Source organism: Halogranum gelatinilyticum (genome assembly GCF_900103715.1).
Lineage (GTDB): Archaea > Halobacteriota > Halobacteria > Halobacteriales > Haloferacaceae > Halogranum > Halogranum gelatinilyticum.
On the sequence record NZ_FNHL01000003.1, the window covers coordinates 420,499 to 446,703 of the forward strand.

General features: G+C 66.0%; 24 protein-coding genes and 1 tRNA gene. 9 read left to right on the forward strand and 16 right to left on the reverse strand.

What is annotated here, in order from left to right; all coding sequences use genetic code 11:
• Nucleotides 1-102: 102 nt before the first annotated feature.
• Nucleotides 103-4,644: a DUF7997 domain-containing protein gene (locus tag BLR57_RS13465; RefSeq protein WP_089698346.1), complete on the forward strand. Its 4,542-nt coding sequence runs from the start codon at nucleotides 103-105 to the stop codon at nucleotides 4,642-4,644.
• A gap of 46 nt (nucleotides 4,645-4,690) precedes the next feature.
• Here the strand turns inward: BLR57_RS13465 and BLR57_RS13470 are convergent, their stop codons facing one another.
• Complete coding sequence (locus BLR57_RS13470; RefSeq protein WP_089698347.1) at nucleotides 4,691-4,951, reverse strand: hypothetical protein; 261 nt, start codon at nucleotides 4,949-4,951, stop codon at nucleotides 4,691-4,693.
• 103 nt (nucleotides 4,952-5,054) lie between these two features.
• Here BLR57_RS13470 and BLR57_RS13475 point away from each other — a divergent pair, with 103 nt between their 5' ends.
• On the forward strand, nucleotides 5,055-5,534 hold the full coding sequence (locus tag BLR57_RS13475) for an SRPBCC family protein (protein ID WP_089698350.1): 480 nt from the start codon (nucleotides 5,055-5,057) through the stop codon (nucleotides 5,532-5,534).
• 72 nt (nucleotides 5,535-5,606) lie between these two features.
• On the opposite strand, the gene BLR57_RS13480 is transcribed toward BLR57_RS13475, so the two are convergent.
• Complete coding sequence (locus BLR57_RS13480; RefSeq protein WP_089698351.1) at nucleotides 5,607-6,560, reverse strand: DMT family transporter; 954 nt, start codon at nucleotides 6,558-6,560, stop codon at nucleotides 5,607-5,609.
• Between the two features lie 102 nt (nucleotides 6,561-6,662).
• Here BLR57_RS13480 and BLR57_RS13485 point away from each other — a divergent pair, with 102 nt between their 5' ends.
• Nucleotides 6,663-7,589 (forward strand): DMT family transporter, encoded by a 927-nt coding sequence (locus tag BLR57_RS13485; protein WP_089698353.1) that lies wholly within the window; start codon nucleotides 6,663-6,665, stop codon nucleotides 7,587-7,589.
• On the opposite strand, the gene BLR57_RS13490 is transcribed toward BLR57_RS13485, so the two are convergent.
• The 6 genes from BLR57_RS13490 to BLR57_RS13515 all read right to left on the reverse strand — a co-directional run bounded on the left by BLR57_RS13490 (nucleotide 7,586) and on the right by BLR57_RS13515 (nucleotide 11,427).
• Nucleotides 7,586-8,344, reverse strand: a complete 759-nt coding sequence (locus BLR57_RS13490) for a class I SAM-dependent methyltransferase (RefSeq protein WP_089698355.1) — start codon at nucleotides 8,342-8,344, stop codon at nucleotides 7,586-7,588. The genes BLR57_RS13485 and BLR57_RS13490 overlap by 4 nt on opposite strands.
• Nucleotides 8,345-8,408: 64 nt before the next feature.
• The gene (gene queC / locus BLR57_RS13495) at nucleotides 8,409-9,137 is read right to left on the reverse strand and encodes a 7-cyano-7-deazaguanine synthase QueC (RefSeq protein WP_089698356.1); all 729 of its coding nucleotides are present in this window, start codon (nucleotides 9,135-9,137) and stop codon (nucleotides 8,409-8,411) included.
• A gap of 22 nt (nucleotides 9,138-9,159) precedes the next feature.
• A complete protein-coding gene (locus BLR57_RS13500; RefSeq protein ID WP_089698358.1) occupies nucleotides 9,160-9,933 on the reverse strand; it encodes a 7-carboxy-7-deazaguanine synthase QueE in 774 nt (257 codons plus the stop codon).
• Entirely contained in the window at nucleotides 9,933-10,394 is a 462-nt protein-coding gene (locus BLR57_RS13505) for a 6-pyruvoyl trahydropterin synthase family protein (protein WP_089698360.1), read from the reverse strand. Before BLR57_RS13505 ends, BLR57_RS13500 begins: the two co-directional genes overlap by 1 nt.
• A gap of 188 nt (nucleotides 10,395-10,582) precedes the next feature.
• Nucleotides 10,583-10,987, reverse strand: coding sequence for an acyl-CoA thioesterase (locus BLR57_RS13510; protein ID WP_089698363.1), 405 nt, complete (start codon nucleotides 10,985-10,987; stop codon nucleotides 10,583-10,585).
• A 149-nt stretch (nucleotides 10,988-11,136) separates the two neighbouring features.
• On the reverse strand, nucleotides 11,137-11,427 hold the full coding sequence (locus BLR57_RS13515) for a DUF7999 family protein (RefSeq protein ID WP_170830642.1): 291 nt from the start codon (nucleotides 11,425-11,427) through the stop codon (nucleotides 11,137-11,139).
• A gap of 139 nt (nucleotides 11,428-11,566) precedes the next feature.
• Here BLR57_RS13515 and BLR57_RS13520 point away from each other — a divergent pair, with 139 nt between their 5' ends.
• Together BLR57_RS13520 and BLR57_RS13525 are read left to right on the forward strand one after the other, a co-directional pair.
• Nucleotides 11,567-11,917 (forward strand): 2Fe-2S iron-sulfur cluster-binding protein, encoded by a 351-nt coding sequence (locus tag BLR57_RS13520; protein WP_089698366.1) that lies wholly within the window; start codon nucleotides 11,567-11,569, stop codon nucleotides 11,915-11,917.
• A gap of 85 nt (nucleotides 11,918-12,002) precedes the next feature.
• Complete coding sequence (locus BLR57_RS13525; RefSeq protein WP_089698369.1) at nucleotides 12,003-12,701, forward strand: hypothetical protein; 699 nt, start codon at nucleotides 12,003-12,005, stop codon at nucleotides 12,699-12,701.
• 231 nt (nucleotides 12,702-12,932) lie between these two features.
• On the opposite strand, the gene BLR57_RS13530 is transcribed toward BLR57_RS13525, so the two are convergent.
• Nucleotides 12,933-13,006, reverse strand: a tRNA-Tyr gene (locus BLR57_RS13530).
• Between the two features lie 120 nt (nucleotides 13,007-13,126).
• On the opposite strand from BLR57_RS13530, the gene BLR57_RS13535 reads away from it, so the two are divergent.
• Complete coding sequence (locus BLR57_RS13535; RefSeq protein ID WP_089698371.1) at nucleotides 13,127-13,894, forward strand: hypothetical protein; 768 nt, start codon at nucleotides 13,127-13,129, stop codon at nucleotides 13,892-13,894.
• 9 nt (nucleotides 13,895-13,903) lie between these two features.
• Here the strand turns inward: BLR57_RS13535 and BLR57_RS13540 are convergent, their stop codons facing one another.
• Nucleotides 13,904-14,887, reverse strand: a complete 984-nt coding sequence (locus tag BLR57_RS13540) for an AIR synthase family protein (RefSeq protein WP_089698373.1) — start codon at nucleotides 14,885-14,887, stop codon at nucleotides 13,904-13,906.
• Nucleotides 14,888-15,016: 129 nt separating this feature from the next.
• On the opposite strand from BLR57_RS13540, the gene BLR57_RS13545 reads away from it, so the two are divergent.
• Nucleotides 15,017-16,069 (forward strand): pyridoxal-phosphate-dependent aminotransferase family protein, encoded by a 1,053-nt coding sequence (locus BLR57_RS13545; protein ID WP_089698374.1) that lies wholly within the window; start codon nucleotides 15,017-15,019, stop codon nucleotides 16,067-16,069.
• A 146-nt stretch (nucleotides 16,070-16,215) separates the two neighbouring features.
• Here the strand turns inward: BLR57_RS13545 and BLR57_RS13550 are convergent, their stop codons facing one another.
• Both BLR57_RS13550 and BLR57_RS13555 read right to left on the reverse strand, forming a co-directional pair.
• Nucleotides 16,216-16,545: a hypothetical protein gene (locus BLR57_RS13550; RefSeq protein WP_089698376.1), complete on the reverse strand. Its 330-nt coding sequence runs from the start codon at nucleotides 16,543-16,545 to the stop codon at nucleotides 16,216-16,218.
• On the reverse strand, nucleotides 16,545-18,746 hold the full coding sequence (locus tag BLR57_RS13555; RefSeq protein ID WP_170830643.1) for a DEAD/DEAH box helicase: 2,202 nt from the start codon (nucleotides 18,744-18,746) through the stop codon (nucleotides 16,545-16,547). The genes BLR57_RS13550 and BLR57_RS13555 overlap by 1 nt, the downstream gene beginning before the upstream one ends.
• A 121-nt stretch (nucleotides 18,747-18,867) precedes the next feature.
• Between BLR57_RS13555 and BLR57_RS13560 the strand changes: the two genes are divergently transcribed.
• Nucleotides 18,868-19,794, forward strand: coding sequence for a hypothetical protein (locus BLR57_RS13560; protein ID WP_089698378.1), 927 nt, complete (start codon nucleotides 18,868-18,870; stop codon nucleotides 19,792-19,794).
• Nucleotides 19,795-19,808: 14 nt separating this feature from the next.
• Here the strand turns inward: BLR57_RS13560 and BLR57_RS13565 are convergent, their stop codons facing one another.
• Together BLR57_RS13565 and BLR57_RS13570 are read right to left on the reverse strand one after the other, a co-directional pair.
• Nucleotides 19,809-20,270 carry a hypothetical protein gene (locus BLR57_RS13565; RefSeq protein WP_089698380.1) on the reverse strand — a complete coding sequence of 154 codons (462 nt, stop codon included), beginning with the start codon at nucleotides 20,268-20,270 and terminating at the stop codon, nucleotides 19,809-19,811.
• A 568-nt stretch (nucleotides 20,271-20,838) separates the two neighbouring features.
• The gene (locus tag BLR57_RS13570; RefSeq protein ID WP_089698382.1) at nucleotides 20,839-21,414 is read right to left on the reverse strand and encodes a hypothetical protein; all 576 of its coding nucleotides are present in this window, start codon (nucleotides 21,412-21,414) and stop codon (nucleotides 20,839-20,841) included.
• Between the two features lie 1,349 nt (nucleotides 21,415-22,763).
• On the opposite strand from BLR57_RS13570, the gene BLR57_RS13575 reads away from it, so the two are divergent.
• The gene (locus BLR57_RS13575; RefSeq protein ID WP_089698384.1) at nucleotides 22,764-23,969 is read left to right on the forward strand and encodes a Cdc6/Cdc18 family protein; all 1,206 of its coding nucleotides are present in this window, start codon (nucleotides 22,764-22,766) and stop codon (nucleotides 23,967-23,969) included.
• Nucleotides 23,970-24,193: 224 nt separating this feature from the next.
• Here the strand turns inward: BLR57_RS13575 and BLR57_RS13580 are convergent, their stop codons facing one another.
• Both BLR57_RS13580 and BLR57_RS13585 read right to left on the reverse strand, forming a co-directional pair.
• Entirely contained in the window at nucleotides 24,194-24,985 is a 792-nt protein-coding gene (locus BLR57_RS13580) for a helix-turn-helix transcriptional regulator (protein ID WP_089698386.1), read from the reverse strand.
• A 120-nt stretch (nucleotides 24,986-25,105) separates the two neighbouring features.
• Nucleotides 25,106-25,666 (reverse strand): TATA-box-binding protein, encoded by a 561-nt coding sequence (locus BLR57_RS13585; RefSeq protein WP_089698388.1) that lies wholly within the window; start codon nucleotides 25,664-25,666, stop codon nucleotides 25,106-25,108.
• Nucleotides 25,667-26,205 lie beyond the last annotated feature (539 nt).

The window sequence follows — 26,205 nt, forward strand, 5'->3', positions numbered from 1 at the left end:
CGACCGACTGAACCGGGGTGAAGCCGCTCTGTCGGCTGATTTCGCGCTGCTCATCTTGCGGATTCCGGCAGGATTTAAGTAGTGGAACCCGCCAGTGCGTCTATGCGACTGCGAACCGCGCTGAACGAATACAAACGGATGCGGGGGGCACGCTTCCCCGAAGAGTGCCCGACCGCAGCGGGCGCGTTCTCCGGCCACGGGGACCGGCTTGTCTACGTCGACCCCGGTGGCTACATCCGCGACTACTCCTCCTCGTTGTCGGGGCTGTACGGCATCGACCGCTCACGGTTTGGCATCGAAACCGACGACGAGACCTACTGGTTCGACGAACTCGACTCGGTGCGCCAACACTACTACCGCGAGACCAACGTCGTCGAGACGGAGTACGACGCCGGTGGCTTCACCGTCCACCAGTACGACCTCACGCTCGGCCGCGCACACGTCACCCACGTCGAACTGCGCGGCGCGATCCCGGCCGACGCCCATCTGACGGCCTTTCTCACCTTCGCCCCCGAGGGCCGTGAGACGCAGGTCGGCCGCCTCATCCACGAGAACGGCGGTCCCAACGGGACGAAAGCCGTCGAGGTCTTCCACCGCAACGAACACGACTACGTCACCGCCTCGACCGGTCTCGACGACGTCCGCGGGCAGATCCCCGAACGGTTCGACGAGATGCTCTCGGACGGCTACTTCGACTTCCCGCGCGACGCCGTCCTCAACCGCTACGAGGACACCCACCTCAGCGGCGACGTCGTCGTCAGTGCCCCGCTCGAACGCGAGGGGCGGGCCGCCCAGACGACGCTCGTCACCCAACTCTCCGACCACCAGTCGATCAGCCGCGAGGACGCCCTCGCGGACCTCCGTCACTGTGCGGACCACCACGCCAACGCCGACGCCCTGCGACGGGCGGGCCGCCAGCGGACGGAGGTGAACGTCCCCGAGAACGCGCCGCGTTCGGACCTCGTCCGCGCCGACCTGCGGGTGCTCTCCTTGCTCACCGCGCCGACCGGCGCGCATATCGCCGGACCGGAGTTCGACCCCTTCTTCACCAACTCCGGCGGCTACGGCTTCACCTGGTTCCGCGACGACGCGGAGGTCGCCACGTATCTGATGGAGGTCGACCACCTCCTCGACCTGCGGGTCGACGAGGACCTCCAGACGAGCGCGCAGTTCTACTGCGACACCCAACAGCCCGACGGGACGTGGCCTCACCGCGTCTGGGCCGTCGACGGAAGTCTCGCCCCCGGCTGGGCACACGCCCGCGTCGAGGGGGCCGACAGCCCCGAGTACCAGGCCGACCAGACGGCGAGCGTCCTCGCCTATCTCGCCCGCCTGCTCCGCGAACGCGGCAACGGACTCTCCCACGACCTGACGAGCGAGATCCGCGAGACGATCCGTACGGGAATCACCGGTCTCGACGACTCGCTGGAAGACGACGGGCTTCCCGAGCGGTGTCAGAACCTCTGGGAGAACATGAACGGCCGCTTCAGCCACACGGCTGCCACCTTCCTGAAGGCGTACACCGCGGTCGCTCGTGCCCCTGTCGACGAGAACCTCCGAACACACGCCCACGAGCAGGCGAAGACGGTCTACGAGGCACTCGACGAGTTCTGGGTCGAGGACAAGGAGATATACGGTCTCCGACTCGACGGCGGTCATCTCGACGACCGCTACGACTCGGCGACGTTCGCCTTCGTGGAGGCGATCGCCGGCTACGACTCGCTGGAAGGCATCACCGGCGACGACCTCGACCGGCTGACGACACACGTCGAGAACGTCATCGACGGGCTGTTCCGTGACCCGCGGGGGACGCCGGTCGCCGGACTTGCCCGCTTCGAAGAGGACTACTGGCGGAGTCAGGGACAGGACGACGAGAAGGTCTGGTCGGTCTCGACCGGCTGGGGAGCCAACGCGGCGGCCCAACTCGGCGTGCTTCTCGAGGAGTTCGGTCGCGACGCGAAAGCCGAGACGCTGTTCGAGCGCGCGGGCGAACTGTACGAACTCATCGACCGCGACGGACCGCTGTGTACGACGGCGGGCTATCTCGCCGAACAGGTGTTCGACGACGGGACGCCGGACAGCGCGGCCCCGCTCGGCTGGTCGCACGCCATCCGCCTGCACACGACCGCGCTCCTCCGCGAGTACGACGCACTACCGTCGGCGAAGCAGTCGCCGTCCGGCCCCGCGGAGCATCCGCGGTGGACGACCGGCGAGAAGTACGGCGTCGGCACCGTCGCCGACCACGGCGACGAGGACCCCTCGCGGGTCTGGTTCACCCTCACCGAGGGCGCGCTGACGGAGGTCCGGTTCCCGCGGGTCGACCTGATGAACCTGCGGACGATGGACTTCCTCGTCGTCGACACGGACCCGAAGGCCGAGTACACGGCCCGGACGCACAACGAGACCCGCCGTGACGACGACGCCGACACCATCGAGCGGCGCGCGGAGATGGCCGACGACGACGCGCTGCTCTTCCGGCAGACGACGAGCGAGCAGGGCGACGGCCGTGGCCACGAGTGGACGCTCCAGGTCGAGTACGCCGTCGACCCCGAACACGACGCGCTGCTCACTGAACTCCAGTTCGAGGCCCACGACGACAACGAGTACGAGGTCTACGTCATCGGCGACACGGCGTTGACGAATACCGGGACGAAGGACCGCGGTCTCCGGCTGGGCCAGCCCGGTCGCCACCATCTCGTCGCCCGCGACGCCACCGCCTACGACAAAGGGAAAGAGGACGACCCGCTGCTCATCGACGAGGACGGCGAGCCGTACAGTATCGCCGTCGCGCTCACGGCCACGGAGCGGTTCGACTGGGCCACCGTCGGCGTCGCTGGCTCGGAGTATCTCGCACAGCTGTTCAGCGAGGGCGAACTGCCCGACTCCCGCGAGCGCGTCGACGACGAGAACGTCGTGCTCGTGGGACGCGTCGGCGGCGGGACGGAGGTCCAAGAGACGCTCGCGCTCGGCTTCGCGGAGAACGCCGACACCGCCGCCGCACTCGGTGAGGCCGTCGGGGCACTCACTCGCAGCTACGAGACGGTGCGGACCGCGTATCTCGACTCGTGGGCGTCGTTCCTCGCGGACAAGCCGCTCCCCGAGGCCATCGAGGGAGAGGACGCGCTCGCGAACCAGTACAAGGCCGCGCTGATGGGGCTGCGTGCCGTCGAGGACAAGACGTTCCTCGGGGCGGGCATCGCCTCGCCGTCGGTCCCCTGGGGCGAGGCCGTCTCCGCCGACGAGTCGAAGGGGTACGGCTACAACTTCGTCTGGTCGCGCGACCTCTATCAGGTCTTTACGGTCTTCTGGGCCATCGGCGACCTGAAGACCGCGACCGACGCCCTGGAGTATATCTACACCCTCCAGCAGGACGACGAGGGCTTCATCCCGCAGAACACCTACCTCAACGGGCGGACCCGCTGGGGTGGCGAGCAGATGGACAACATCTCCTTCCCACAGGTGATGGCCTACATGCTCAAAGAGTCGGGCGTCGACTTCGAGGACACGAGCTACGACTTCCAGAACGTCAAAGCCAGTGCCGACTACGTCGCCCGCAACGGGCCTGAGACCGCCCAAGAGCGGTGGGAGGAGGAGGCGGGCTACTCGCCCTCCTCTATCGCCGCCGAGATCGCCGGACTCGCGTGTGCGGCGGCCATCGGTCTCGACGACGGTCACGAGGCCGACGCGCTCATCTGGCTCGCACTCGCCGACGAGTGGACGGCCAACATCGAAGAGTGGACCGCGACCGAGACCGGCACCGAACTGCACGACAACACTCCCTACTACGTCCGCGTCACCCGCGACGGCGATCCCGAGGCGGGCCATCTGCGGACGCTCGCCAACGCCGGGCCGACGCTCGACGAACGCGAGATCATCGACGGCGGCTTCCTCGAACTCACGCGACTGGGAATCAAGCCGTACGACGACGACGTCATCCTGAACACTATCACGGAGTACGACGAGACCATCCGCATCGATACGCCGTACGGGCCCGCGTGGTACCGCTACAACGGCGACGGCTACGGCGAGCAGGGCGTCGGTGCCGAAGGTGCCCCGTGGACCGTCGAGACGAAGGGCAAGGGTCGGCTGTGGCCCATCTTCACCGGCGAGCGCGGCGAGTACGAACTGCTCGCCGGGACTGACGAGGGCGACCTTGACCCGACGAACCTCCTGCGGACGATGGAGGGCTTCGCCAACTCCGGACGGATGCTCGCCGAGCAGGTCTGGGACCGCCAGCACGCCACCGAGTACAACTGGGAGTTCGGCGAGGGGACCGGGTCGGCGACGCCGCTGGCCTGGAGTATGGCGCAGTACGTCCGACTCGCCCACGGCATCGACGCCGGGAAGCCGGTCGAGATGCCCGCGTTCGTCTACGACCGCTACGTCGAGCGCGACCGCCCCGACGGGCCGTCGCTCCGCGTCGACACGCGCTTCAGCGGCGACCATCTCGAAGTGATGGGCGAGACTGACGGCGCGGTCGTCTCGATTCGCACGCCGTCCGAGACGGTACTCGTCGAACCCGACGACGGCGAGTTCGAGGCCGTTGTCCGCATCGAACACGGCGAGAACCAGGTCACCGTCGCCGCCGCCAGCGACGCGGACCTGCGCGAAGCCGGGACGACGGTCCGACGCTTCACGCTCTAGACAGAGCGGCGTCAAAAGCAGCTTTTTTCAGCGGTCGAGAGTCGGACTACGCGACGGAAGCCTGACCGGCCAGTTCCTCGCGCATATAGAGGTAGACCGCCAGCGCGAGCAGGCCGGGGATGAAGCCCGCGAAGAACAGCGCGACGGTGCCGACGGCCCACGCCGGGGCGTAGGGGACGCCGCGACCCTTGGCGTCGCGGTAGATCCAGAAGCCGACCGCCGCGCCGAGGACTGGCACGAGCAGGAAGACGAGGAAGATGATGAGCAGTTCTGGACCGCCAGGGATGGAACCGAACAGCGGGACCATACCGGAAAGTCGACGTGCGGCTGACAAATTTCTTTGGGCGGGTGAATCGGCACGGACCGCCGGGGCGGGTGGGCTTTTGCCGTCGGCGTCCCTTCCCCTACTTATGCCGACCTACCACCGACAGGTGCGCGTCGACGCGCCGCTGGCCGAGGTGTGGGACTTCCACTCGCGTATCGAGGGGCTGGAGGCCCTGACGCCCGGTTGGATGAACCTCCGCGTCGAGGCCGTCCGCGGTCCCGACGGCGAGGCCGACCCCGAGCTGCTCGAACAGGGCGCGCAGGTGCGGATGTCGATGCGACCCTTCGGCGTCGGCCCGCGACAGACGTGGACGTCGCGCATCATCTCCCGTGACGAGGGCGACGAGCACGCGGTCTTCCGCGACGACATGCAGGGCGGGCCGTTCGAGACGTGGGTCCACACCCACGAGTTCACTGCCGACGGCGACGGCACCGTCGTCGACGACACCGTCGAGTACGACCTGCCGCTCGGCGGACTGGGCGACCTCGCCGGACCGTTCGCCGTCGTCGGCTTCGAGCCGATGTTCCGCTACCGCCACCGCGAGACGAAGCGGCTGCTCGAATAGGCGAGTGTGGGCGTCCGTGCCGCCTCCCGTCGCTTCTCCTGACGCTGTCGGCGTGGCGTCCCGTTCAACCCTTCAACTCTCCCCCGAGACCTCCGTCGACGGCGAGCGCTCCGGGGGAGACGGCTCGTTCCGACTGCCCGCAGTCACGTAGATGCCGCCGAGGACGACCGCGCCGCCGACGACGGTCGCGAGCGTGGGGACCTGCCCGAGGAGGACGAGCGCGAGCAACGTGCTGCCGACCGGCTCGCCGAGCAGCGAGACGCTGACGACGCTGGATTCGAGATGGGCGAGTGCCCAGTTGATGACCGTGTGGCCGAACAGCCCCGGTCCGACCGCCATGCCGAGAAAGAGCAGCCACTCCCGGAGTGGATAGCCGAGCAGGGCGTGGCCTTCGGCGACGGTGAGCACGAGGAGGACGAGCGCGCAGACGCTGTAGACGACCGTGACGTAGGGGAGGAGCGCGATCCGCTGGCGGAGCGACCGCCCCGCGAGCACGTAGCCCGCGGCGGTGACCGCGCCGACGACGGCGAGGGCGTTGCCGTAGAGCGGTCGGGGGGCGGCGACGGCGACACCGGAGAGCAGGTCGCCGACGGACATGACGACCATCCCGGCGACGGCGACGAGGATGCCGACGACGGTGCGGCCCGTCACGCGCTCGTCGAGCAGTGCCCACGCGCCGACGGCGACGAAGAGCGGCTGGGCCTGCACGAGCGTCACGCTCGCGGCGACGGTGGTCCAGTTGAGGCTCTCGAACCACGTCGCGAAGTGCAGTGCGAGCGCGACACCCGAGGCGACGGCGACGAGCACGTCGCGTCGCCGGATGCGGGCGAAGTCGCCCGCGTGCCGGGAGAACGCAAAGGGCGCGAGGAGGAGCGTCGTGAAGAGCACGCGGTAGAAGGCCTTGACGAGGCTCGGAGCCTCGCTCCACGTGACGAGGATGGCACTCGTGCTCACCGCGAGGACCGCGACGGCGAGACCGACGAGCGGGGCGGTCGGATGGTCAAGCCGAGTCGAGAGCGACGACACAGCCGTATCTCGGCAGTCGGGCGTTTACCGTTTGCGACTCGGTGGCAGGCAACCGAAGGGAGAGATGCGAGCGGTTTTCTCCCTGTCTCCGAGAGAGCCGGTATGAGCGACCGGACGGGAGTCGGCTTGGTGCTCCTCTCGGCGACGGGCTTCGGGACGCTCGGCATCTTCGGCAAGCTCGCCGCCGACGCCGGGCTGTCGATTCCGACCGTCCTCGCCTTCCGCTTTCTCGTGGCCACGGCCGCCGTCTGGGGCTGGCTCGGGCTGCGTGGTGACCTCCGAGTCCTGACGGGCCGGAACCTCGCGGTCGGTCTCGGTCTCGGCGCGCTCGGTTACGCCGCCGTCAGCGGGCTGTACTTCTGGGGCTTGGCGTATCTGACAGCCGGCCTCGCGGGCATCGTCCTCTTCACCTATCCCGTCGTAGTCGTCGGTCTCGCCGTCGTCGCGCTCGACGAACGGGTGACCCGCCGGACGGTCGCCGCGCTGGGGCTGGCACTGGGTGGCGTCGTGCTCATCACTGGCGGCGACGCCGCCGGGGTCGATCTGCGGGGCGTCGCGGTGGTCCTCGGTGCAGCCGTCGTCTACGCAGGCTACATCACCGTCAGTCGGACAGCCCTCGAGACGGTCGACTCGCCGACGCTCACGGCCCACGTCGTCCCCGCGGCCGCCGTGAGTTTTCTCGGGTACGGGAGCCTCACGGGGACGCTCTCACTCCCGACAGGAGTGACCGAGTGGGCACTCGTCGTCGGCGTCGGCCTCGTTGCGACCGCGGTGCCCATCTTCACTTTCTTCGCCGGGATGCGCCGTATCGGCGCGAGTCGGGCAAGCATCGTCAGCACCGTCGAACCGGCGATGACGCTCGTGCTCGGTGCCGCGCTGCTCGGCGAGCCGGTGACGTCCGTGACCGTCGTGGGCGGCCTGCTCGTCGTCACGGGCGTCGTGCTGGTGGAGTCCGAGACCGAGACTGAGACCAAGACCGAACCCGAACCTGAATCTGAATCTGAGTCTGAATCCGAACCCGCGGCTTAGTCGACCTTCCGCGCCCGAATCAGTGCCTTCGGGTTAGCGAACGACACGACGTCTCCCTCGTCGTCGAAGGCGACCGAGAACCGCTCGTGTGCGCCGTCGGGTGCCTCGCGGAAGCGACGGCGGAGTTCGGCTTTATCCGCCTCGGAGACGTTCGTCCGTGCCGTCCAGTCCTCGAAGTCGAGGGTGATGGCCGCCGTCTCGACCGCCTCGACTGCGAGTCCCTCGCGCTCGAACCAGTCGCGCCACTGCGCGACCGAGTAGAGTTCGACGTGCGTCGGGTCCCGCAGTTTCTCGACACCGTTGAGAAAGGTCGCCAGCTCGTCGTCCGCGGGGGCGACGTTGTCCTCGAAGGCGAGGACGCCGCCGGGTTCGAGCACCCGGGCGGTCTCCGCGACGAAGGCTTCGGGGTCGGGGAAATGGTGGGCGGCGATGCGACAGGCGACGGCGTCGAACGAGGCGTCGGCGAAGGGGAGGTCTTCGGCGTCGGCCAGTGCTCCCTGAACGGGATATTCGCGGGTCGCCACGGCGAGCATCTCCGGCGAGAGGTCGCTCGCGACGACGTTCGGGACGCCCGCCGCGGCGATGGCACCCGCGGTGTGGCCGCCGCCGGTGGCGACGTCGAGCGCGCGGTCGGCGTCGGCACACCACGAGGCGAGCACCCGGAGATCGTCACTCTCGCGGTGGACGGCACTCTCGAAGTAGTCCTCGGCCGCGCCGCCGAAACTCGCAGCTGTGTCGCGTTTCTCGTCGCTCATGGACTGCCGTTCGCAGGCCAGGGAGAAAAGTGGTGCTCGGCTGGTAAACTCGACGAGTCGGAGTTTACTCGGCGTCGACGTACTGCGGCCGTTCCTCGTAGGCGATGGGATCGCGGACGCCGATATTCTGGAACGCCTGCAGGCGGAAGGCACAGGAATCGCAGGTGCCGCACGCTGGCTCCTCGGCGCGGTAGCAGGACCACGTGTGCTCGAAGGGGACGCCGAGGTCGACGCCATGTCGCGCGATTTCGGTCTTCGAGTCGTGGACGAATGGCACTTCCAGTGAGATGCTCGTCTCGGGCTTCGTGCCGACGTCGACCATCGCCTCGAAGGCCTCGAAGAACTCGGGGCGGCAGTCCGGATAGCCCGAGTAGTCCTCGCTGTGCGCGCCGATAAAGACGGCGTCGCAGTCGTTGGCCTCGGCGTAGGAGACGGCCATCGAGAGCAGGTTGGCGTTGCGGAACGGGACGTAGGAGGTGGGCACCTCGTCGCTCTCCAAGTCGGCGTCCTCGACGGCCATCTCGTCATCGGTGAGGCTCGATGCTCCGATAGCCGAGAGATGGCTCGTCTCGATGTGGAGGAAGTCCTTCGCGCCGAGGTCGTCGGCGAGTTTCTCGGCGCAGGCGAGTTCCTTGGCCTCGGTCTTCTGGCCGTAGGAGGTGTGCAGCGCGTAGATGTCGTAGCCGTTCGCCTTGGCCTCGTAGGCGGCGGTGGCACTGTCCATACCGCCCGAGAGAAGGACGACGGCGCGTTTCTGTGCGGTCTCGTCGGTCGTGTTGGTCGTGTCGGTCATTGTGAGTGGGTCGTGGGTCGAATCAGGTTTCGGGGGCGTCGTTCCACAGGTCGACGTGGAGGCGGGGGGTGTAGCGGTAGCCGTGTTCGAGGGCGAGTTCGGCGACGACAGTTCTGGTCTCAGCGAGCCGCTCGCGGGTTTGTCCCTCGGGCATGAGCAGGACGTCCGTATCCGGAATCTCGACGTGGGCGGCGGCGCGGACGTCGGCGAGCACGGACTCGATCTCATCCATGTCGTCGGGACCGGTGACGACGAACTTGAACTGCCGGTCGTAGCGCTCGGCCAGGGTTGCCAGCGCGTCGATGTCGATGCGACGTTCCTCGTGGCGGTCGGCCCACTCGCCCTCGCCCTTCGGGTCTTTCTCGACGGTGGGCGTCGACGAGGCCAGTTTCGGGCTGACGCTGGCGAGGTCGAGAGGGGTTTCGGCGTCGGGGACGACCGTTCCGTTCGTCTCGACGGTGGTGTGGTAGCCGAGGGCGTCGAGCTGCCGCAGGAGCTTTTGTGCCGAGTCGTGGACGAGCGGCTCGCCGCCCGTGAGGACGACGTGGTCGGCGTCGAAGGAACCGATTTCCGCGACGATCTCGTCGAGGGTCATCCAGGCGTGCGTCGGCTCCCAGGAGGTGTGATAGGAGTCGCAGAACCAGCATCTGAGGTTGCAGCCGCTGGTACGGACGAAGACGCTCGGGACACCGGCCAAGGTTCCCTCGCCCTGCAACGAGACGAACAGCTCGTTGATGGGGAGGGCGTCGCCCTCGGGGGCACTGTCGGGTCGGTCGACGGAGGAGGTGACGGGCATCAGAACGCGCCGCCACAGAGTTCGCTCGTCTCCGACACCTGTACCGAGACGTCGCGGACGTTGTCCGGAAGTTCCTCGGCGAGACGCCGTTCGAGCACGACGCTCATCACCTCGGCTGTCGGCGGGGCCTCGAACAGAACGACGGCGTCGCCGTCGCCGGCCGACTCGAAGGCGTCGACCAGCGGGTCGCCCTCTTCGAGGAGGAACCGGTGGTCCCAGCGGTCGATGATACTCGTGACGTCACCCTTGTCGACGACCCAGCCCTCCTCGGTGAGGTCGCCGACGACGCGGACGGAGATCTCGTAGTTGTGGCCGTGCGGCCTGCTACACTTGCCGTCGTGGTGCATGAGTCGGTGGCCCGAACTAATGCGGATGGGTCGGTCCCGACCGATGTGGAGGACGCGCTCGCTCCCTTCGACGAGCGTCGTCTCGGGAGTTTCTTCGAGTATTCCCGGAGTCATATCCGGAGAATACCGTAGCGAGTATAAAACAGTGTCCACCGGCTGCCGCTGTGGGAGGGAGTGGCGAAGAAAACCCGGAGAGGGCGGAACGGTAGAGACGAAGGAAATGACGGAAACGGTGCGGGCGACCGAAAGGATGCAGGCGACGGAGCACAACGTGGGTGACGGAAAACGGCTGGAGTGAACGCTCAGTCGAGACCTTCGAACGCGGCGAGGGTCTCGCGGTGGGCGTCGTCCATCGGCGTCGGGCGGCCCGTCTCGCGGTCCATGACGACCTGCGTCGTCTCGGCGGTCGCGGCCACGTCGTCGCCGACGCGGACCTCGTAGGTCATCGTGTAACTCGACGTACCGAGGTTCGAGACACCCATCGCGACAGTCACGTCGTCGTCGATGGTGATCGACTGCTCGTAGTCGATTTCCAGATTCGCGACGACGACGTCGATGTCTTCGAGTTCGACGTCGAGGACGGCGTCGAGGTAGTCGACGCGGGCGTGTTCGAGATAGGTGACGTAGACGGCGTTGTTGACGTGGCCCCACGGGTCGAGGTCGCGATAGCGGACGGTGATGTCCACCTCGTGGTTGAACTCGCTCATACGGAGGGGGAACGTCCAAGCCGTGAAAACGCGCGGGTCGGTGCGGGGATTGCCGCGACTTCGAGCGGTCAATCGGCGAGCGGTCCGTCGACGAGTGGTCGACAAGCGGTCGGTCAGCGAGCGATCGGTCGACGGCGGTCAGCGACCGGTCAGTCGACGAGCGGCGTCGGCGACCCCGCCGAGGGTGACGCCGACGGTTCGGCGGTCAGTCGGGTCGCACGCCAGACGTTCGCCCGCGTCCCGAGCGGTTCGAGGACCAGCGGGACCGTCGCGCCGACCGGGAGGGCCGCGAGCGTCCGCCGGAGCGTCGGCGATGCGTACTCGACGACGTGGCGCGTCGCGTTGGTCTCGACGGTCTCGACCGTCATCGCGCCGTGGTCGTTCATCTGACGGATGACCCGTACCTGCTGCACCGCCATCCGGGGGCTGGCGTGTGGCATGGTACCATATATGAAACAGAGCTTCTTAATTCCTCAGATGTATAGGATATCCTTACCGGTTCTGCCGGGAATCCGACGGCTGCGGGGGGCAAGCCGAGTGCCAACACGGTGAAGTGTACGCGAGCCGAGAGTTCAGTCGATGAGCGAGTCAGACGGGTCTTCGGGCGACGAGTCGACGGTGACGGTCACCGTCGTCGACGGCGACACGACGACCGCCCTCACCGCGACCCGTGGGACGGTCCTCCGTGACCTCCTGCTCGACCACGGACTCTCGCCGTATTCGGCACTCACCGAGCGGCTCAACTGTGGAGGTCGGGGGCTGTGTGCCACCTGCGGCGTTCGTCTCCACGACGGGCCGGAAGCCGACCACTGGCACGACCGCCTCGCCGACCGCTTCGGCTATCCGCGGCTCTCCTGTCAGGTGACTATCGACGGCGACATGACGGTCAGGCTCGTCGAAGACAAGCGTGTCTGGGGCGGCCGCGAGTAGCGCGCGGTGACAGCTAGTTTAAGCTTCTGGCGAACCATCCTGTTTGAATGGTCTATTCACTCGTCAGTACCGTCGGTGATCGCTCGTGAAACTCCAGCGTGGCACGTGGCGCGTCGTCGGCCGCAGCGACGCCCGCGGCGAACTGCTCGTCCGACCAACCGGTGAGGACGTCGACATCCCGGCGGACGTCACGGTCGGCCACACGCTCACCGTCTCCTCGCAGGAGTACGGTGGGGACCTCCAGCACGTCGTCGACGCCGTCGAACCGGGGAACCTGCTCAAGGCGAGTCTCCACCCGGGACAGCCCGGCCGGTTCGTCGATCTCGACATCGTCGACCCGCTCCGACTCGTCCTCGTGACGGGCGTCGAACGCTCGCCCGACTTCGCGGTCGACCTCTGGCGGCGCGCCGTCGCCGACGAGGAGTGGGACGGCCCGGTCGTCGCCAGTATGCCGCTCGACGTGGCCGAGGCGACGGCGGAGATACAGGTCGTCCAGTCGACGCAACACCAGGAGGACGACCTCTGGTGGTCGTTCGTCGGCGGCGACCTCGGCGAGGACGTGTACGGGTCGTTCGTCCACGGCGACGGGTCGCCCGCGGAAGTCGTCGCTGTCAACCCGACGAACCAGCCGTTCTTCTACGTGATGAAGTTCGGCACCGTCGACACCGCCGCCGCGGCGGAGTTGGTCGACAACCTCAGCGGGTCGGCTGTCGACGTCGAGCGCACGATTCGGACGGCGGTCGAACGCGCCGGTCTCGACGCAGAAGTCAGTATCCAAGGCTGAGGAGCTCGTTCACGTTGCGCCGAGAGAATCGAGTCCGCTCTCCCCGATTTGAACGGAGCAAGACATTCCTGCTCGCCTCGCTCCGCTCGGCTCCGCGGGCTGTGACTTGCAGGCTCAAATCGGTGCGAGGAGTCCTTCACATTCAACACCGCTCGCTGTCGTCGCCGGCGCACAGCACCGGCTGCCAGCGGAACCTTCGGTTCCGCGTTGCTCGCTGGTGTTGAAGTTCAGTCCGCTCTCCCCGATTTGAACGGGGGGCAAGCCGATCTACAGTCGGCTGCTCTGCCAGGCTGAGCTAAGAGCGGCTACCGAAACAGAGTCCGGTCCGAAACTTAAGAATTCTCATTCGGTCGCTCGGTGTCCCCGGTTTTCACGGAGCGAGCGAGGCCACAGCCGATTTATCCGGGGCTGTCGTCGACTCGGGCATGGGCGAGGACCGACAGGCCACGTTCGGCAACGACGGGGAGCTGCAGACCGACACGCCGCCGGAGGCGACGGGTGAAAACGACTTCGGCGAGGAGAAAGACGGCGACGAGACGAACGGCGGCTACAGCCGCTACGTCGTCTCCAGCCTGCTCCAGAAGGCCGTCCGTCGCAGCGACGACGAGGTGGCCGCATGGGCCGCGTGGGAACTCGCCCGCTCGGGCTTCGGCTGGAACCTCTGGGACCGGCTGAATCTCTACGTCGTCGAAGACCTCCGTGCCGGGCAGGACGTCGCGCTTCACATCGCCCACTACGAGGAACTCGCCGAGGAGTGGGGGATGGACACGTGGCGTGGCCGACTCTGCGGGATTCAGGGCGCGCTCGCCGCGTCGCGGGCGCAGTCGTCGCGGGAGGCGTCGAACGCCGACGCGTACTTCGGTGCGGTCGCCGAGAAGCGCGCCGAAGCCTTCGAGCGCGGCGAGACGCCGACGCACGACTTCCCGGTCGGTGACCTCGACGTCGGCGGCGAGTTCGACGCGGTCTTCGACGGTCACACCGGCGAAGGCAAGCGAAAGGGTCGCGGCACCGAGTTCTTCAAGACCCGCGGTGCCCGCGTCGGCCCGGAGGGCGAGGGCGAGACGAGTGCGCGCTGGCAACGGCTGGCGATGGTGCTCAGCGACGTCGACTACACCGAAGAACAGATCCGTCACGCGCTGGAGCCAGTCGACGAAAACGCGAAGTGGGACGAGCCGTCGGAAGACGAGCTCTGAGTTCCCGCGCTACTCCCAGAGGTCGTACATATCGTCGCGGACGCCACCCGTGTACTGCTGGCCGTCGTAGACCACACAGCCCTCGCTCGCACCGTCTGCCGCGCTCTCCTCGACCGTCGCGACGACGGTCGCCTCGATTCCTTCCGCGTCGAGGGCCGAGACTGCCTCGGCCGCGGCGTCGGCGGGCACCGTCGCGAGCAACGCCCCCGAGCCGAGGATTCGCATCGGGTCGACCCCCATCGCGTCACAGAGCGTCCGCGTCTCGGAGCGGACGGGGACGTCGTCCGCGGCCAGCGAGATACGGACCCCCGAGGCACAGGCGAGTTCGACCAGTCCGTTGAGCACGCCGCCCTCCGTCGGGTCGTGCATCGCGGTGGCGACGGGTGCGAGGACGACAGACTCGGGAAGGACGCTGATGTCGTCGAAGAAACCCGCCGCGCGGTCGACGGTGTCGGCGTCGACGCCGCTGGCTTCGAGGTCCGCCCGGAAGTCCGTCGCGAGGACGGCTGTCCCCTCGATGCCCGCACCCTCCGTCAGAAGGACCGCGTCGCCCGGTTCTGCCCCGGACGTCGGGACGTAGCGGTCGGCCGGTCCCATGCACGTCAGCGAAAGTAAGGGCCGGGCGAGGCCGGCGACGGTCTCGGTGTGGCCGCCGACGATGGTGATGCCGAGTCGCTCGGCTTCGGCGTCGAGCTGTCGCGTGATCTCGTCGAGGCTTTCGACGTCCGGTTCGGGCAGGAGGATTGTACTCACCAGCCACTCGGGAACCCCGCCGCAGGCGGCGACGTCGTTGCTCGCGATGGCGACGCCGAGCGTGCCGATGCGTTCGGCGGCGAGCGAGATGGGGTCGGTGCTGACGACCATCGTTCCCTCGTCGACGGCGACGGCGGCGGCGTCCTCGCCGTAGCCGGGACCGACGAGCAGGTCGTCGCTGGCCGCGCCCGTCCGCGAGAAGATGTAGCGGTCGAGGTCCGCGGGCGAGAGTTTGCTCATGGGGATGGTGAGGGATAGCGGGCTTTTGTGCCTTCCCGTCTGAGAGTCGTCGCCGACGACGGGCGACGAAGTCGACAGCAGAGCCGACAGACCCCCCACGGCTAAGCCGTCCGCCACGCAAGCGCGACCATGCAGATGACACCCGGCCCGACGGCGGTGCCGTCGCGGGTCCGCGAGCGGATGAGCGAACCGATGCCGAACCCTGACGTCGAACAGGCCTTCTTCGATACCTACGACGACGTCTGCGAGAACCTCCAGCGCGTCTACGACACCGACGACGACGTCATCGTCATGGGCGGAGAGGGCATCCTCGGTCTCGAAGCCGCCATTGCCTCGACCGTCGCTCCGGGCGACGAGGTGCTGTGTGTCTCGAACGGTCTCTACGGCGATGGTTTCGCCGACTTCGTCGAGAGCTACGGCGGCGAACCGACGCTCGTCGGCGCGGACTATACCGACCCACTGGACGTGGCGGGCGTCGAGGCAGCACTCGAAGACGGCGACTACAAGCTCGCCACGATGGTCCACTGCGAGACGCCGACGGGAACGCTCAACGACATCGAACCGGTGCTCGAACGCTGTCACGAGCACGACGTACTGACCGTCGTCGACGCCGTCTCCTCGCTGGGCGGGACGCCCGTTCCGAGCGAACACATCGACATCAACCTCGGAGCCTCCCAGAAGGCGTTCAGTTCGCCGCCGGGGCTGACGACCGTCGCCGTCAGCGACCGCGCGTGGGACGTCGCCGAGGAGCGCGACCCGACGTCGCTCTACACGAACCTCCTGCCCTGGAGAGACACGAGCGAGATGTTCCCCTACACGCATCTCGTCGCCAACGTCGCCGCGCTTGACGAGTCGCTGACGATGCTCCACGAGGAGGGCGTCGAGTCGGTCTACGACCGCCACGAGCAGGCGGCCGAACGCTGTCGCGAGCGCGGCGCGGAGCTGGGACTCGACCTCTACCCCGACCCCGAGCGGAGCGCGCCGACGGTGACGGCGTTCCATCTGCCGGGCGAGGCGAAGGCGGTCCAGGAGGAACTGGCCGGGGAGCACGACGTCGTCCTATCGACGGGGCTGGCGGACCTCGCGGACGACATCCTCCGGGTGGGCCACATGGGCTACAACGCCGACGTCGAGAAGGTCGACCACGTCATGGACGCGCTGGCGACGGTGCTCGGGAAGTAGCGAGACGTCGAAGGTCGAACGTCGAACATCGAACGTCGAACGTCGAACGAATCAGCCTCGTAGCGGCTGTCTCGACGTGGACAGAGGCGAAAAGGCCGGTCTCGACGAGGAGAGAAGAGTGAGAAGCGCGGTCGCGGCGCGGAGCGTCAGACCTCGATAGTGCCTTCGGCCTGCTCGGTCTCGCCGTCTGCGGTGACGGTAAGCCCGAGATTCGCGCCCTTCGCGAGCAGTGCGACGCCCTGTGTCGGTGAGACGGTGAGCGTGTAGGCGATCTCCCGGCGTTCGCCGGACGCGAGGTCGCCGAGACCGACCTCGACGGTGTCGACGTCCTCGCCCGCAGCAGAGATGTCGAGCGTCAGGTCGACGTCCGTCGCGACAACATCCGACGTGTTCGTGATGGCCGCGGTGACGTCACGCGAGAAGGTACCGGCCTCTTCCAGCGAGACGAGTTCGAAGTCGAAGCGATCTGTATGCATCAGTTGTCTCGTGTGTTCTCGGCGTCCGTGGTGTTCTCTTCGGTTTGGGATTCGCTGCCGGAACGCTCTGGAGAGTCGCTCTCGGCGTCGGCGAGAGCCGTCTTGTCCTCGTCAGGGTCCGCCTCGTCGAGGTCCGCGTTGTCGGGGTCCGCCTCGTGAGCGTCCACCTCGTCAGAAGGATCCGTCTCCTCGTGTAACGCGGTCGTGTCGCGCTCGGTGACGCGGATGCCCTTCTCGGCGAGATGCCGCATCTGCCGCTGGGCGAAGTCCTCCTCGCTCGTCCCGCGGGTGGCGAGCACGTAGACCAGCGCGCTCCCCGTCGGTCGCATCGTCCGCCCGGCGCGCTGGGCACCCTGGCGGCGCGACCCGCCGAGACCGGAGGCGACGATGGCGAGTTCGGCGTCCGGCAGGTCGATACCCTCGTCGCCGACGCGGGAGATGACTAGGGTTCTGATGTCGCCGTCGCGGAACGACTGGAACAGCTGTTCGCGCCGGTAGTGGGGCATCTCACCGCTGATGAAGGGAACGTCGAGTTCCGATTCGAGGAACTTCCCCTGGTCGAGATAGTCGACGAAGACGAGTGCCTTCGAGTCCGGATGTGCATCGAGGAGCCGTTCGGTCGCGTCGAGTTTCGCGGGGTTCATCGCCGCCAGCATATGCCGCTCACGGCCGTCGGCACTCCGCCACTCGTTGAGCGAGGTGTCGTCCGTCCACGGGACGTAACGGATCTCGACCTCCGGTTCCTGAACGAAGCCGGCGTCGAACAGTTTGTCCCAGTCGGTGCCGATGGGCGGGCCGATGAGCGTGAAGATGTCCTTCTCGCGGTCGTCTTCCCGCACTGGCGTCGCCGAGAGACCGAGACGGTGTTTTGCCTGCAAGTCGGCACTGCGACGGTAGATACGCGAGGGAACGTGGTGGACCTCGTCGTAGAGGATGAGCCCCCACTTCCGCGAGTCGAACAGCGCGCGGTGGCGGTCCATCCCGGCGGTCTGGTAGGTCGAGATAGTCACCGGGCGAATCTGCTTCTCGCCGCCGTGGTACTCGCCGATCTGGTCATCGGAGAGCGTCGTGTGCGCGAGCAGTTCTTCCTTCCACTGGGCAGCGAGTTCGCGGCTCGGGACCAGAATCAGGGTCTCGCCGCCGACGGCTGCGAGCACGCCGATACCGGCGACGGTCTTGCCCGAACCGGGTGGGGAGACGAAGACGCCGGAACGTTGCTCCTCGAAGCGGTCGACCCAGTCGCGCTGGTAGTCGCGAAGCTCGATGGTGAGGTCGATATCGAGCGGGTCGCCCGTTTCGAGGTCGCGGTTGTCTTGGACGGGATAGCCCGCGTCGTAGAGGATACGTTTGATCTCGGCGACAGCGTCGTCGAAGACCCAACACTCCGTGTCCGAGAGAGGTGCCTGGATGTGGTCGTCGTCGAGTTTCTGCCGGGCGACGTTGCCCATGAGATTGTCGGTGGCCGCTTCGAGCACCGTGTAGCCGTCCTCGTGCGTCTTCAGGACGAACTGGTGAGCGCGCTTCCACTGCGACTCGACCCACTCTTCGAGATGGGGTGACCGCCGCGGCAGGACCGACCGGATGCTCGTCAGAAGTCCGTCCAGCGTCTCGAAGGGAGCCTGCCAGATGTCTTCCTGTCTGATTTTGTAGAGATACCCTCGGCCGCGGTTGCGCTCGCGGGCGGAGTCGAACCGCTCGCCCGTCGCGTCGACGAGGTGGGCGAACTGCGAGAGCTGGGCACGGGTGTACTGGGTCGGCTGGTCGACGACGATCTCGCGGCGTTCGGAGAAGAGGACCACCCGCTCGCGGCTGGCGACGTCCTCCCACTCGGTGGGATACCAGACGACCGGGTCGGTCTCGACGTCGACGCGGGTGACAACGCCGCCCTCCGCGAGGGTGGTGAGGGCGTCCATCGCCTCGGCCTGCGTGCAGTCGAGCCGTCGTGCGACCTGCTGGGCGGTCATCACCGGGCGGCCTTCGGACTCGATGGCGTCGTAGAACCGGTCGAGCGAGAAGTCGAAGTCCTTCGAGTCGTCGGCGTCCGTGTCGTTGGTCTCCGTGTCGTCGGCGTCCGTGTCGTCGGCAGCCGAGTCCGCGACTGCCTCGGCGTCGTCAGCACGCGAGTTGGAGCGAGTCGCCGCGTCGGCGGGTTCAGTGTCGTCGGCGAGTTCAGTATTGGGAGCGCTGTCCCCGTCAGTCATTACCCGACGTACCGCTGCCAGCGGGAAACGGCTTGCGACCTCGGAAGGTCGCTGGCGTCCGAGTTGGAGCTGTCGCCACACGCACACAACCGTATTGTGTGCCGAGTCCTAACGACAGTCGATGACGACTGACGAGTCGCTCGTGGCGTCCGGCGTCGACGTGTGTGAGCGTCACGGCTACGCGGTCGAGCGACCGGCGCGAAGCTGGCTTCCCACGGCGATTGCCACGCCGGAAGACCGATCTGCACAGGAGGACCGAACGAGACCGAAGGACCGAACCACATCGGCGGACCGAACCACATCCGAGAACCAAACTACATCGGATGGCCGAACTGCCGACGACGTGGAGACGGTCCCGTTTTTCGGTGGCGAGCGAGGACCGGGACCGATTGCGGTCGAACCGTTGAGCGCGAGCGACGTCGAGCCGACGACGGTTATCTCGCGGCTCTGGAACAACAGCAACAACGGTCGCCGCAGTCTCTTCGTCGTCCCGGGCGACGACGCCGACGCGCTCGCCCAGACGGTCGTCGGTCTCCTCACCTCGCCAGCGTGTGTCGCAGACGAGACCGAGGACGGCTGCCGGACGTTCTACAACGGTCCCGACCGGATCAAACTGGCAGGGGGCGGCTACGCGCTACACAAGGCTGTCGACCCCGACTTCCAGTGGTTCGAGCGTCCGGCCGAGGGCGACGCTGACGCCGGGCGGGCGGGGACCGACAGACGACGGGTCGTCCTCGCCGACGACGACGAGGAGGTCGCCGTCCTCGATGGTGTCGACGACCTTGGCTGTCCGCCAGCGTCGACGTTCCCCTACTCCTACCAGCGGAACCCACGCGACAAATGTTTCCACGTGACCGACCGCTCGGGCCACGAGGTCGGCGTCTTTACCGACATCAGGTCGATGCGCGCGGCCGCCTACGAACCGGTCCCGATGCCGTTCGTCCCCGAGCATCTCTTCGACGCCTCGGTCCGCAGTCTCTGGGGCGTCCTCGTCGACGACGCGGACGGCGCCCGACTCTACACTGCCGACGGGCGGCTGGAACCCTAAGCTGGCTGGCGACGCTACGACCGGCCCGACCGAAGCTGTCGCCGCTGCTCGTAGGAGAGCCGCGAGTACGCCCGTTCCAACGAGATCGTGTCCAAACAGCCCGGGAGTTCTTCGAGCGTGCGCACGCTGTCGATGTAGACGTACTGGACCGGCTCTTCGAGGGATTCAGAGAAGACCTGCCGAGGGCCGTCGGCCGCGAGGGCGACGAACATCCGGCCGTCGGGGTCGATCTGCGGCGTGACGTCGTATTGGATATAGAGCGCGACCGTGAACAGCGCGCTCGCGAGACCAACGGGGCCGGGGGTGAGCTGCCAGCGGACGCTGCGGTTCGTATACTCGACGGTTGCGACGTAGCCGTCGCCGAACCGGAAGCACTCGACGACCTCGGGACCGCGTCGCCACCGCGCCTCGGTTCGCGCGAGCCAGACGCGCTCCCAACGGTCGGCGGAGGTGCCACCGCCGTAGGGAGACGTCATCCACGAGATGCCACGGCGAAGCCTGCGTGCGGCCGAGCCGACGGCAGACGTCAGTGAGCGATACGTTCGCAACCAGAGCGGACCTCCGGGGGATTCTCTCATTGTGGTAGCTGCTCCTATCGGCAGCGTTCGGTCCGTGCAGCCGTGTGTCCGGGGGATCGACATCCGGTGGACCGACATCCGGCAGATGGACATTCGAGAGACCGGTATCCGAGGGTCCGACCACTGTAGCGACGGCACTTAGGGGATCAGCCACTGACGATTCCTGAGAGCACGTTTTGCGCGGGTCGTTCTCTGGAGGTGAGTTCGTCCACATACGGTCAGGAACCGCCAAGGACCGTTCACGTGCGACCAGGATGTCGTGCGGTGAGGACGCTCCGACCGACTCGCAACCGATACGGGAGATACGCTCCAAGAGGTGTTATAGTTCCGCCTCACGGTGAGATAGCAGAGATTTCGGCCTCAGCGTACCAGCCGAGATCAGCAGGCCAATTGAGATTAGCACGCCAATCGAGATCAGCGCGCCGGTCGAGGCGGTGCCGAAGCGTCCGCATCCGGCGGTAGCATCTCAGCCGCGGCGGTCCGAGCACTGCCGACCACAGAGTGCTGCTTTCGACCGGAAGCGGGCACCGCAGTCGACACAGGCGACGTAGCCCGCGCCAGCATCCGTGAGTACGCGGTGGTTGCCGACGACGAACGGACGGTCAACCACCCGCGGACGGATTCGCTCGGGAATCTGTCGCGTCCGGTGTCGGCTGAGGTCCGCGCGCAGCCGAATCGTGTGGAGGTCGTTCGCGGACCACCGCGCCGACGCGCGGGCGGTCTCCCACGAGTCGAGTTCGGTCCACCCGGTCACGATGACGGGAGAGCTGGTCTCGGTATCGCCGACGACGATGATGAACCGGACGCCGTCGCGGACGAGTGCGAACCGCCAGCCGTCGGTCGTATTCCAGCGGAGTTGGCCGGTACGGATGGTCTCGGAGACGACCGGGAGACTGAGATATCTCCCGGGTTGTCCGAGCCGTCGCCGGAAGTGGTTTGTGAGGGCGTAGACACCCGGGTCACGGAGCGGGACGTCCCACGGCGTGCGCCGTGAGTCGGACGTCGGCGGCGCGTCATCCGCCCGACTGTGTTGCGAAGCCACACCACAGCTAGGTTGACAGGACGTATGTCGTTTACGCACCGGCTGGCTGGAGACCACACCACGTTTCCGGTGAAGTGCGACTCCGGGCCGAGCGCGTGCGGACCGGTTTCAGCCAGGGAAGACACCTCGTTTCCGGTGAAACGCGTCGAGAGGGGCGAGAGCGTCGCTCGTCGGCCCGGCGGTTCGTGGCCTTCGGAGGTTCGTTGCCCCGACGTCGACCGGAGAACTCGACACGGACCAGGGAATCCCCACGCGGACCGGGGAACCGCTCCAGGAACGACACGGTCTCACAGACACCGTGTTTCCGATGAAACCGGCAGTAGTCGGGCGGGGTGCTGTGTGAGTCGTACAGGGGTTTCAGGAACAGCACGCGTCCCGACAGCTACCGTGTCAGTAGTCGTAGATTTCATCGGAAACGTGGTGTCGGTCGACGAGTGCTTACGGTGAACGTCGTGTGTATACGGTCAACGTGGAATATTATGGTGAACGCCGGATGCGTACAGTGAGCGTCGCGCGACCAGCAACAGCGTGCTACCAGGAGTACACCGGGTTTCCGGTGAAACAGTGTCACACGACGGTTCAGCATCGACTGCCCTGATGACCCTCGGTGTCGACGACGTGACTCGGTACGCCCCATTGGTCTGTCCGACATCCTCCCCCAATCCGGCACTCTAGTTCGGCAGTCCAGTTCGGCACTTCAACTCGACACCCCAATTCAACACTCCATGGGCCGACTCTCCTGTTCGGCTCTCCTGTTCGGCTCCCCTGTTCGGCTCCCCTGTTCTCTGCCATCGATGACCACCGATCGAGTGACTGTCTTCCGGAGACAGACACACCTCGTTTCCGGTGAAACGCGTTGAGAGGGGCGAGAGCGGCCGGAGAGCGGCTTGATCATGGGCCAAATCAGTCACCAATTCTGTTGCCTCTGTAAGGACAGGATTATATACTCCATGAGAGAAAAGTCCACCAAGTCCTCTGCAGAAATAGATTATACTACTCTGCAGTTTCCTGCAAGAGAACTGCTGCTTCGTTTGAAGAGACAGCACCGTCGGTGGGAAGTGCTGTGTGGTTGGACCCGACGCTGCGAGGACTGCCTCCCGACACTGAAGCATCCGTCTCGTTATCACCGGGAATCGACGCGGACTGAGGTCCACGAGCCGAGATGTCGGTGTCATCGGTAGTCGCGTAACGAACGTGCGACAGAGTGGACACACCTCGTTTCCGATGAACCAGAACCCCCGTTTCGACTGCACTCGCTCGCACCTTCGACCCCGTTCACCGGAAACGTGGTGTGTGTGTCTCGCCTCGAAAGGGCAAGTCATTTCACCGGAAACGTGGTGTGGCATGGTATGTCCGACACTGGGGACACGCTCTTCACGCGCGAAGACCCCATCTTCGCCAACAAGGAACTCCTCGAAATCAGCCACCTCCCGGGGGAAGGCCGTATCGTCGGCCGCGACGACGAGATTGCGAATCTCGCGAACGCGGTCAACCCCGCTATCTTCGGCCAGAGTCCGAGCAACGTGCTCATCTACGGGAAGACCGGGACCGGGAAGTCACTGTGTGCGAAGTACGTCTCCCAACGGCTCGTCGACACCGCCGGTGAGGAAGGCGTCAACGCGACCTTCGCCTATGTCGACTGCGCCCAAGACACTACCGAGACGCAGGCCGTCCAGACTATCGCCGACAGCGTCAACGACGCCGAGGACACGGGTATCAAGGTCCCCGACAAGGGACTGAGCACGTCGACCTACTACAAACGGCTGTGGCGTATCCTCGATGCGCGCTACGACGTCGTCCTCATCCTCCTCGACGAGATCGACAAGCTCGACGACGACGACATCCTGATGCAGCTCTCGCGAGCGGGTGAAGCTGGCAAGATCGCCGACTGCAAACTCGGCGTCATCGGCATCAGCAACAAGATTCAGTACAAAGAACGGATGGACGAACGCGTGAAGAGCAGTCTCTGCGAGCGGGAGTTCGTGTTCCCCCCGTACGACGCCAACCAGCTCCGAGACATCATGGACGCCCGTAGCGACGCGTTCCGTGATGGCGTCCTCGACCCGTCGACGATTCCCCGCGCCGCCGCGCTCGCCGCGCGCGAACACGGTGACGCCCGGAAGGCCATCGACATCCTCCGCTATGCTGGCGAGATCGCGCAGTCGAAGGGTGCCGCCACGGTTCGCGAAAACTTCGTCACGCAAGCGCGCGAACGTGCGGAGACCGACCGCTTCCGCGAACTGATTCGCGGCTCGACCCCCCACTCACGGTACGTCCTCCAGGCACTCGCCGTGCTCTCGCTCTCGAACGAGCGGAAAGACGGCTTTCGGACCAGCCGAGTGTACGAGATTTACGAGAGCATCTGCCGACAGGAAGGTTCGGACAGCCTCTCGCTCCGTCGCGTCCGCGACCTGCTGAAAGAGCACGCCTTCCTCGACATCATCGAACAGTCGAAACACAGCGGCGGAAGTGCCGAAGGGAGCTACACCAAGCACCAGCTCCTCGAAGACCCGGAAGTCGTGAAGGACGTCCTCACCGAGAACACCGATTCGTGACCGACACCTCGAAGCAAGAACCGATACTGTGAAACGGAAAACGACACCGCCGAAGGAGGGGTGTTGAGGCGGGCCGAAGCGTTCTGTGCGGGGACCAACTGGTTCGTGTCCGCTGCATCTCAACGGTCTGTGAGCGTCGACTTATAGTTTATCACACTGTGTAGTGACTGAAACAATCACTCGATAACAGGTGGCTCACGCGTGAGGGGGTCGCTCACGGCCAGCTACGCAGGTGTCAGATCGAGTTGCGTTGCGGACTCGCGGTAGGACTCGTACAGTGACGTCGTCCACGTCACGAGTTGGTCGTTTCTCCCGTCGACGGTGGCGACCAGGTTATTGTGTCCGTCGTAAGCACCGACGAACGCACGGCCGTCGATTAGTGCAACGCCGACGCAGATCTCCTCCGGCGCGACGAGGAGTGTGAACTGTTCTAGCTCTCCGACTCGACGGAGCGCGTCAGGATATTCGGACTCCGAGACGGAGAGCACCGATTCGTCGATGATGAGTTCGACTTCGGTCTTCTCACCGATGATCGTCTCAGCCGCCTCGTTGAACACGCGGCTGACGATCGGACTCACCCCTTTGAACGAGCCGACGGGTTCCGTTCCCAGAAAGGTGAGATAGCGGTCGATCGGAGCGTGGGGGTCCTCTGCCGTTGCGGTCGTCACCGTCACCCCGTCGTCGTCGGCGACTGCTGCGATCGGAAAGCCGTCAGCTGTCGCCCCGGCGTTGGTCAAGAACTGCTGAAGCCGACTCGCGCCGTCGACGACGCCTGTCAGTCGCTCGTACTGCTCCAAGACGCTCTCACCACCGACCGTCAGCTCGTACTGGCCGTTCTCCTTTGCAATCCACCCTCGCTGAACGAAGCCCGAGAGCGTTCGCTGGGCAGTCTCACGAGCACACGAGCAACGGTCTGCAAGCGACGTCGGAGTGGCTGGCTGCTCCGCCACCGCCTGAAATATCCGTATCCGACTGGCCGAACCGACGAGGAAGGCGATGTCCTCACGCGCGTTCATACCGTCCAGGTTCTTTGCGGGCTGCCATGACGGTTTTGGAAGTAACTCCGCGTCTGACAGGTTCGGCACTGTCGACACTTGTTGACTTAACCGCCTCGGGAAGCCCTCCTTTCGGACGGCCTAGCCGAGCAGCCCGAGGTTCTGGATCCGCTCGACGATCTGCTCGACCGCAGTCGTCGCGTCGTCGGTTCGCTTCCCACCGGTGATGACGATCTTACCGCTGCCGAACAGGAGGATGACTACCTTCGGCTCGTCCATCCGGTAGACGAGTCCGGGGAACTGCTCGGGCTCGTACTCGACGTCTTCGAGCCCGAGACCGATCGCCAGCGCGTTGAGGTTGAGGTTGTGGCCGAGGTCCGCGCTCGAGACGATGTTCTGGACCGTGATCTCCGGGTCCTCCTCGACAGGGATGCTCAGGCCTCGGAGCTTGTCGAAGATGATACCGAGTGCCTCGTGGACGTCGTCAATGCTCTTGGCACCCGTACAAACGATCTTCCCGGAACGGAAGATGAGTGCGGCAGCCTTCGGATTCTGCGTCCGGTAGACGAGCCCGGGGAAGTTGTCAGGGTTGAAGTCCGCACCCGGGAGGTCGTCCGCGAGTGCTTCGAGGTCGAGTTCCTGACCGATTCCAGTCGATGCAACGACGTTCTGAATCTCGATTGAGTCTGCCGGCGACGTCATGCTGACTACAGTTTCCTCGCCCGTCCTTATAAAGGCAGGCCTTATAAAGTAGTTTGCCGGATGGTGATACCGGCTTTGTCGGCTGCACCACCCCCTCGACTGTCACTCAAGACCCCCATCACTGCCCGTCGAGTTTTTCTGATGACCGATGATAACTCTCGCGCGCTTGCGAGCGCACACGTGGGAGAAGCACCGAAACCTTACTACTCAGTTCCCTGTTGATAGCAGTCCACACGCGTCATGAAACCGCATGGCGAAGGCGGTTTTCTTCGGTGGCGTTTTATACTACACTGCCATTGGAATGCAATGCGAAGGGCGTCCGGGTCACCCCGGCCGTCCACGGCTGCCCTCCCGGCGCGACGCGCCGGGCGGCGGCAGTCTCAATCCGAATCCCTTAAGTGGGAAACGACACTCGGATTGAAGTACGCAGAAGTCGGCGAAATCGGAAGACGACGCCGACTTCGTTCCGACGCCCTTAAGTGGAACAGGGCACTCGGACGTAATACAGACACACCGCGACTGTGGGCCGTTCAACTCGG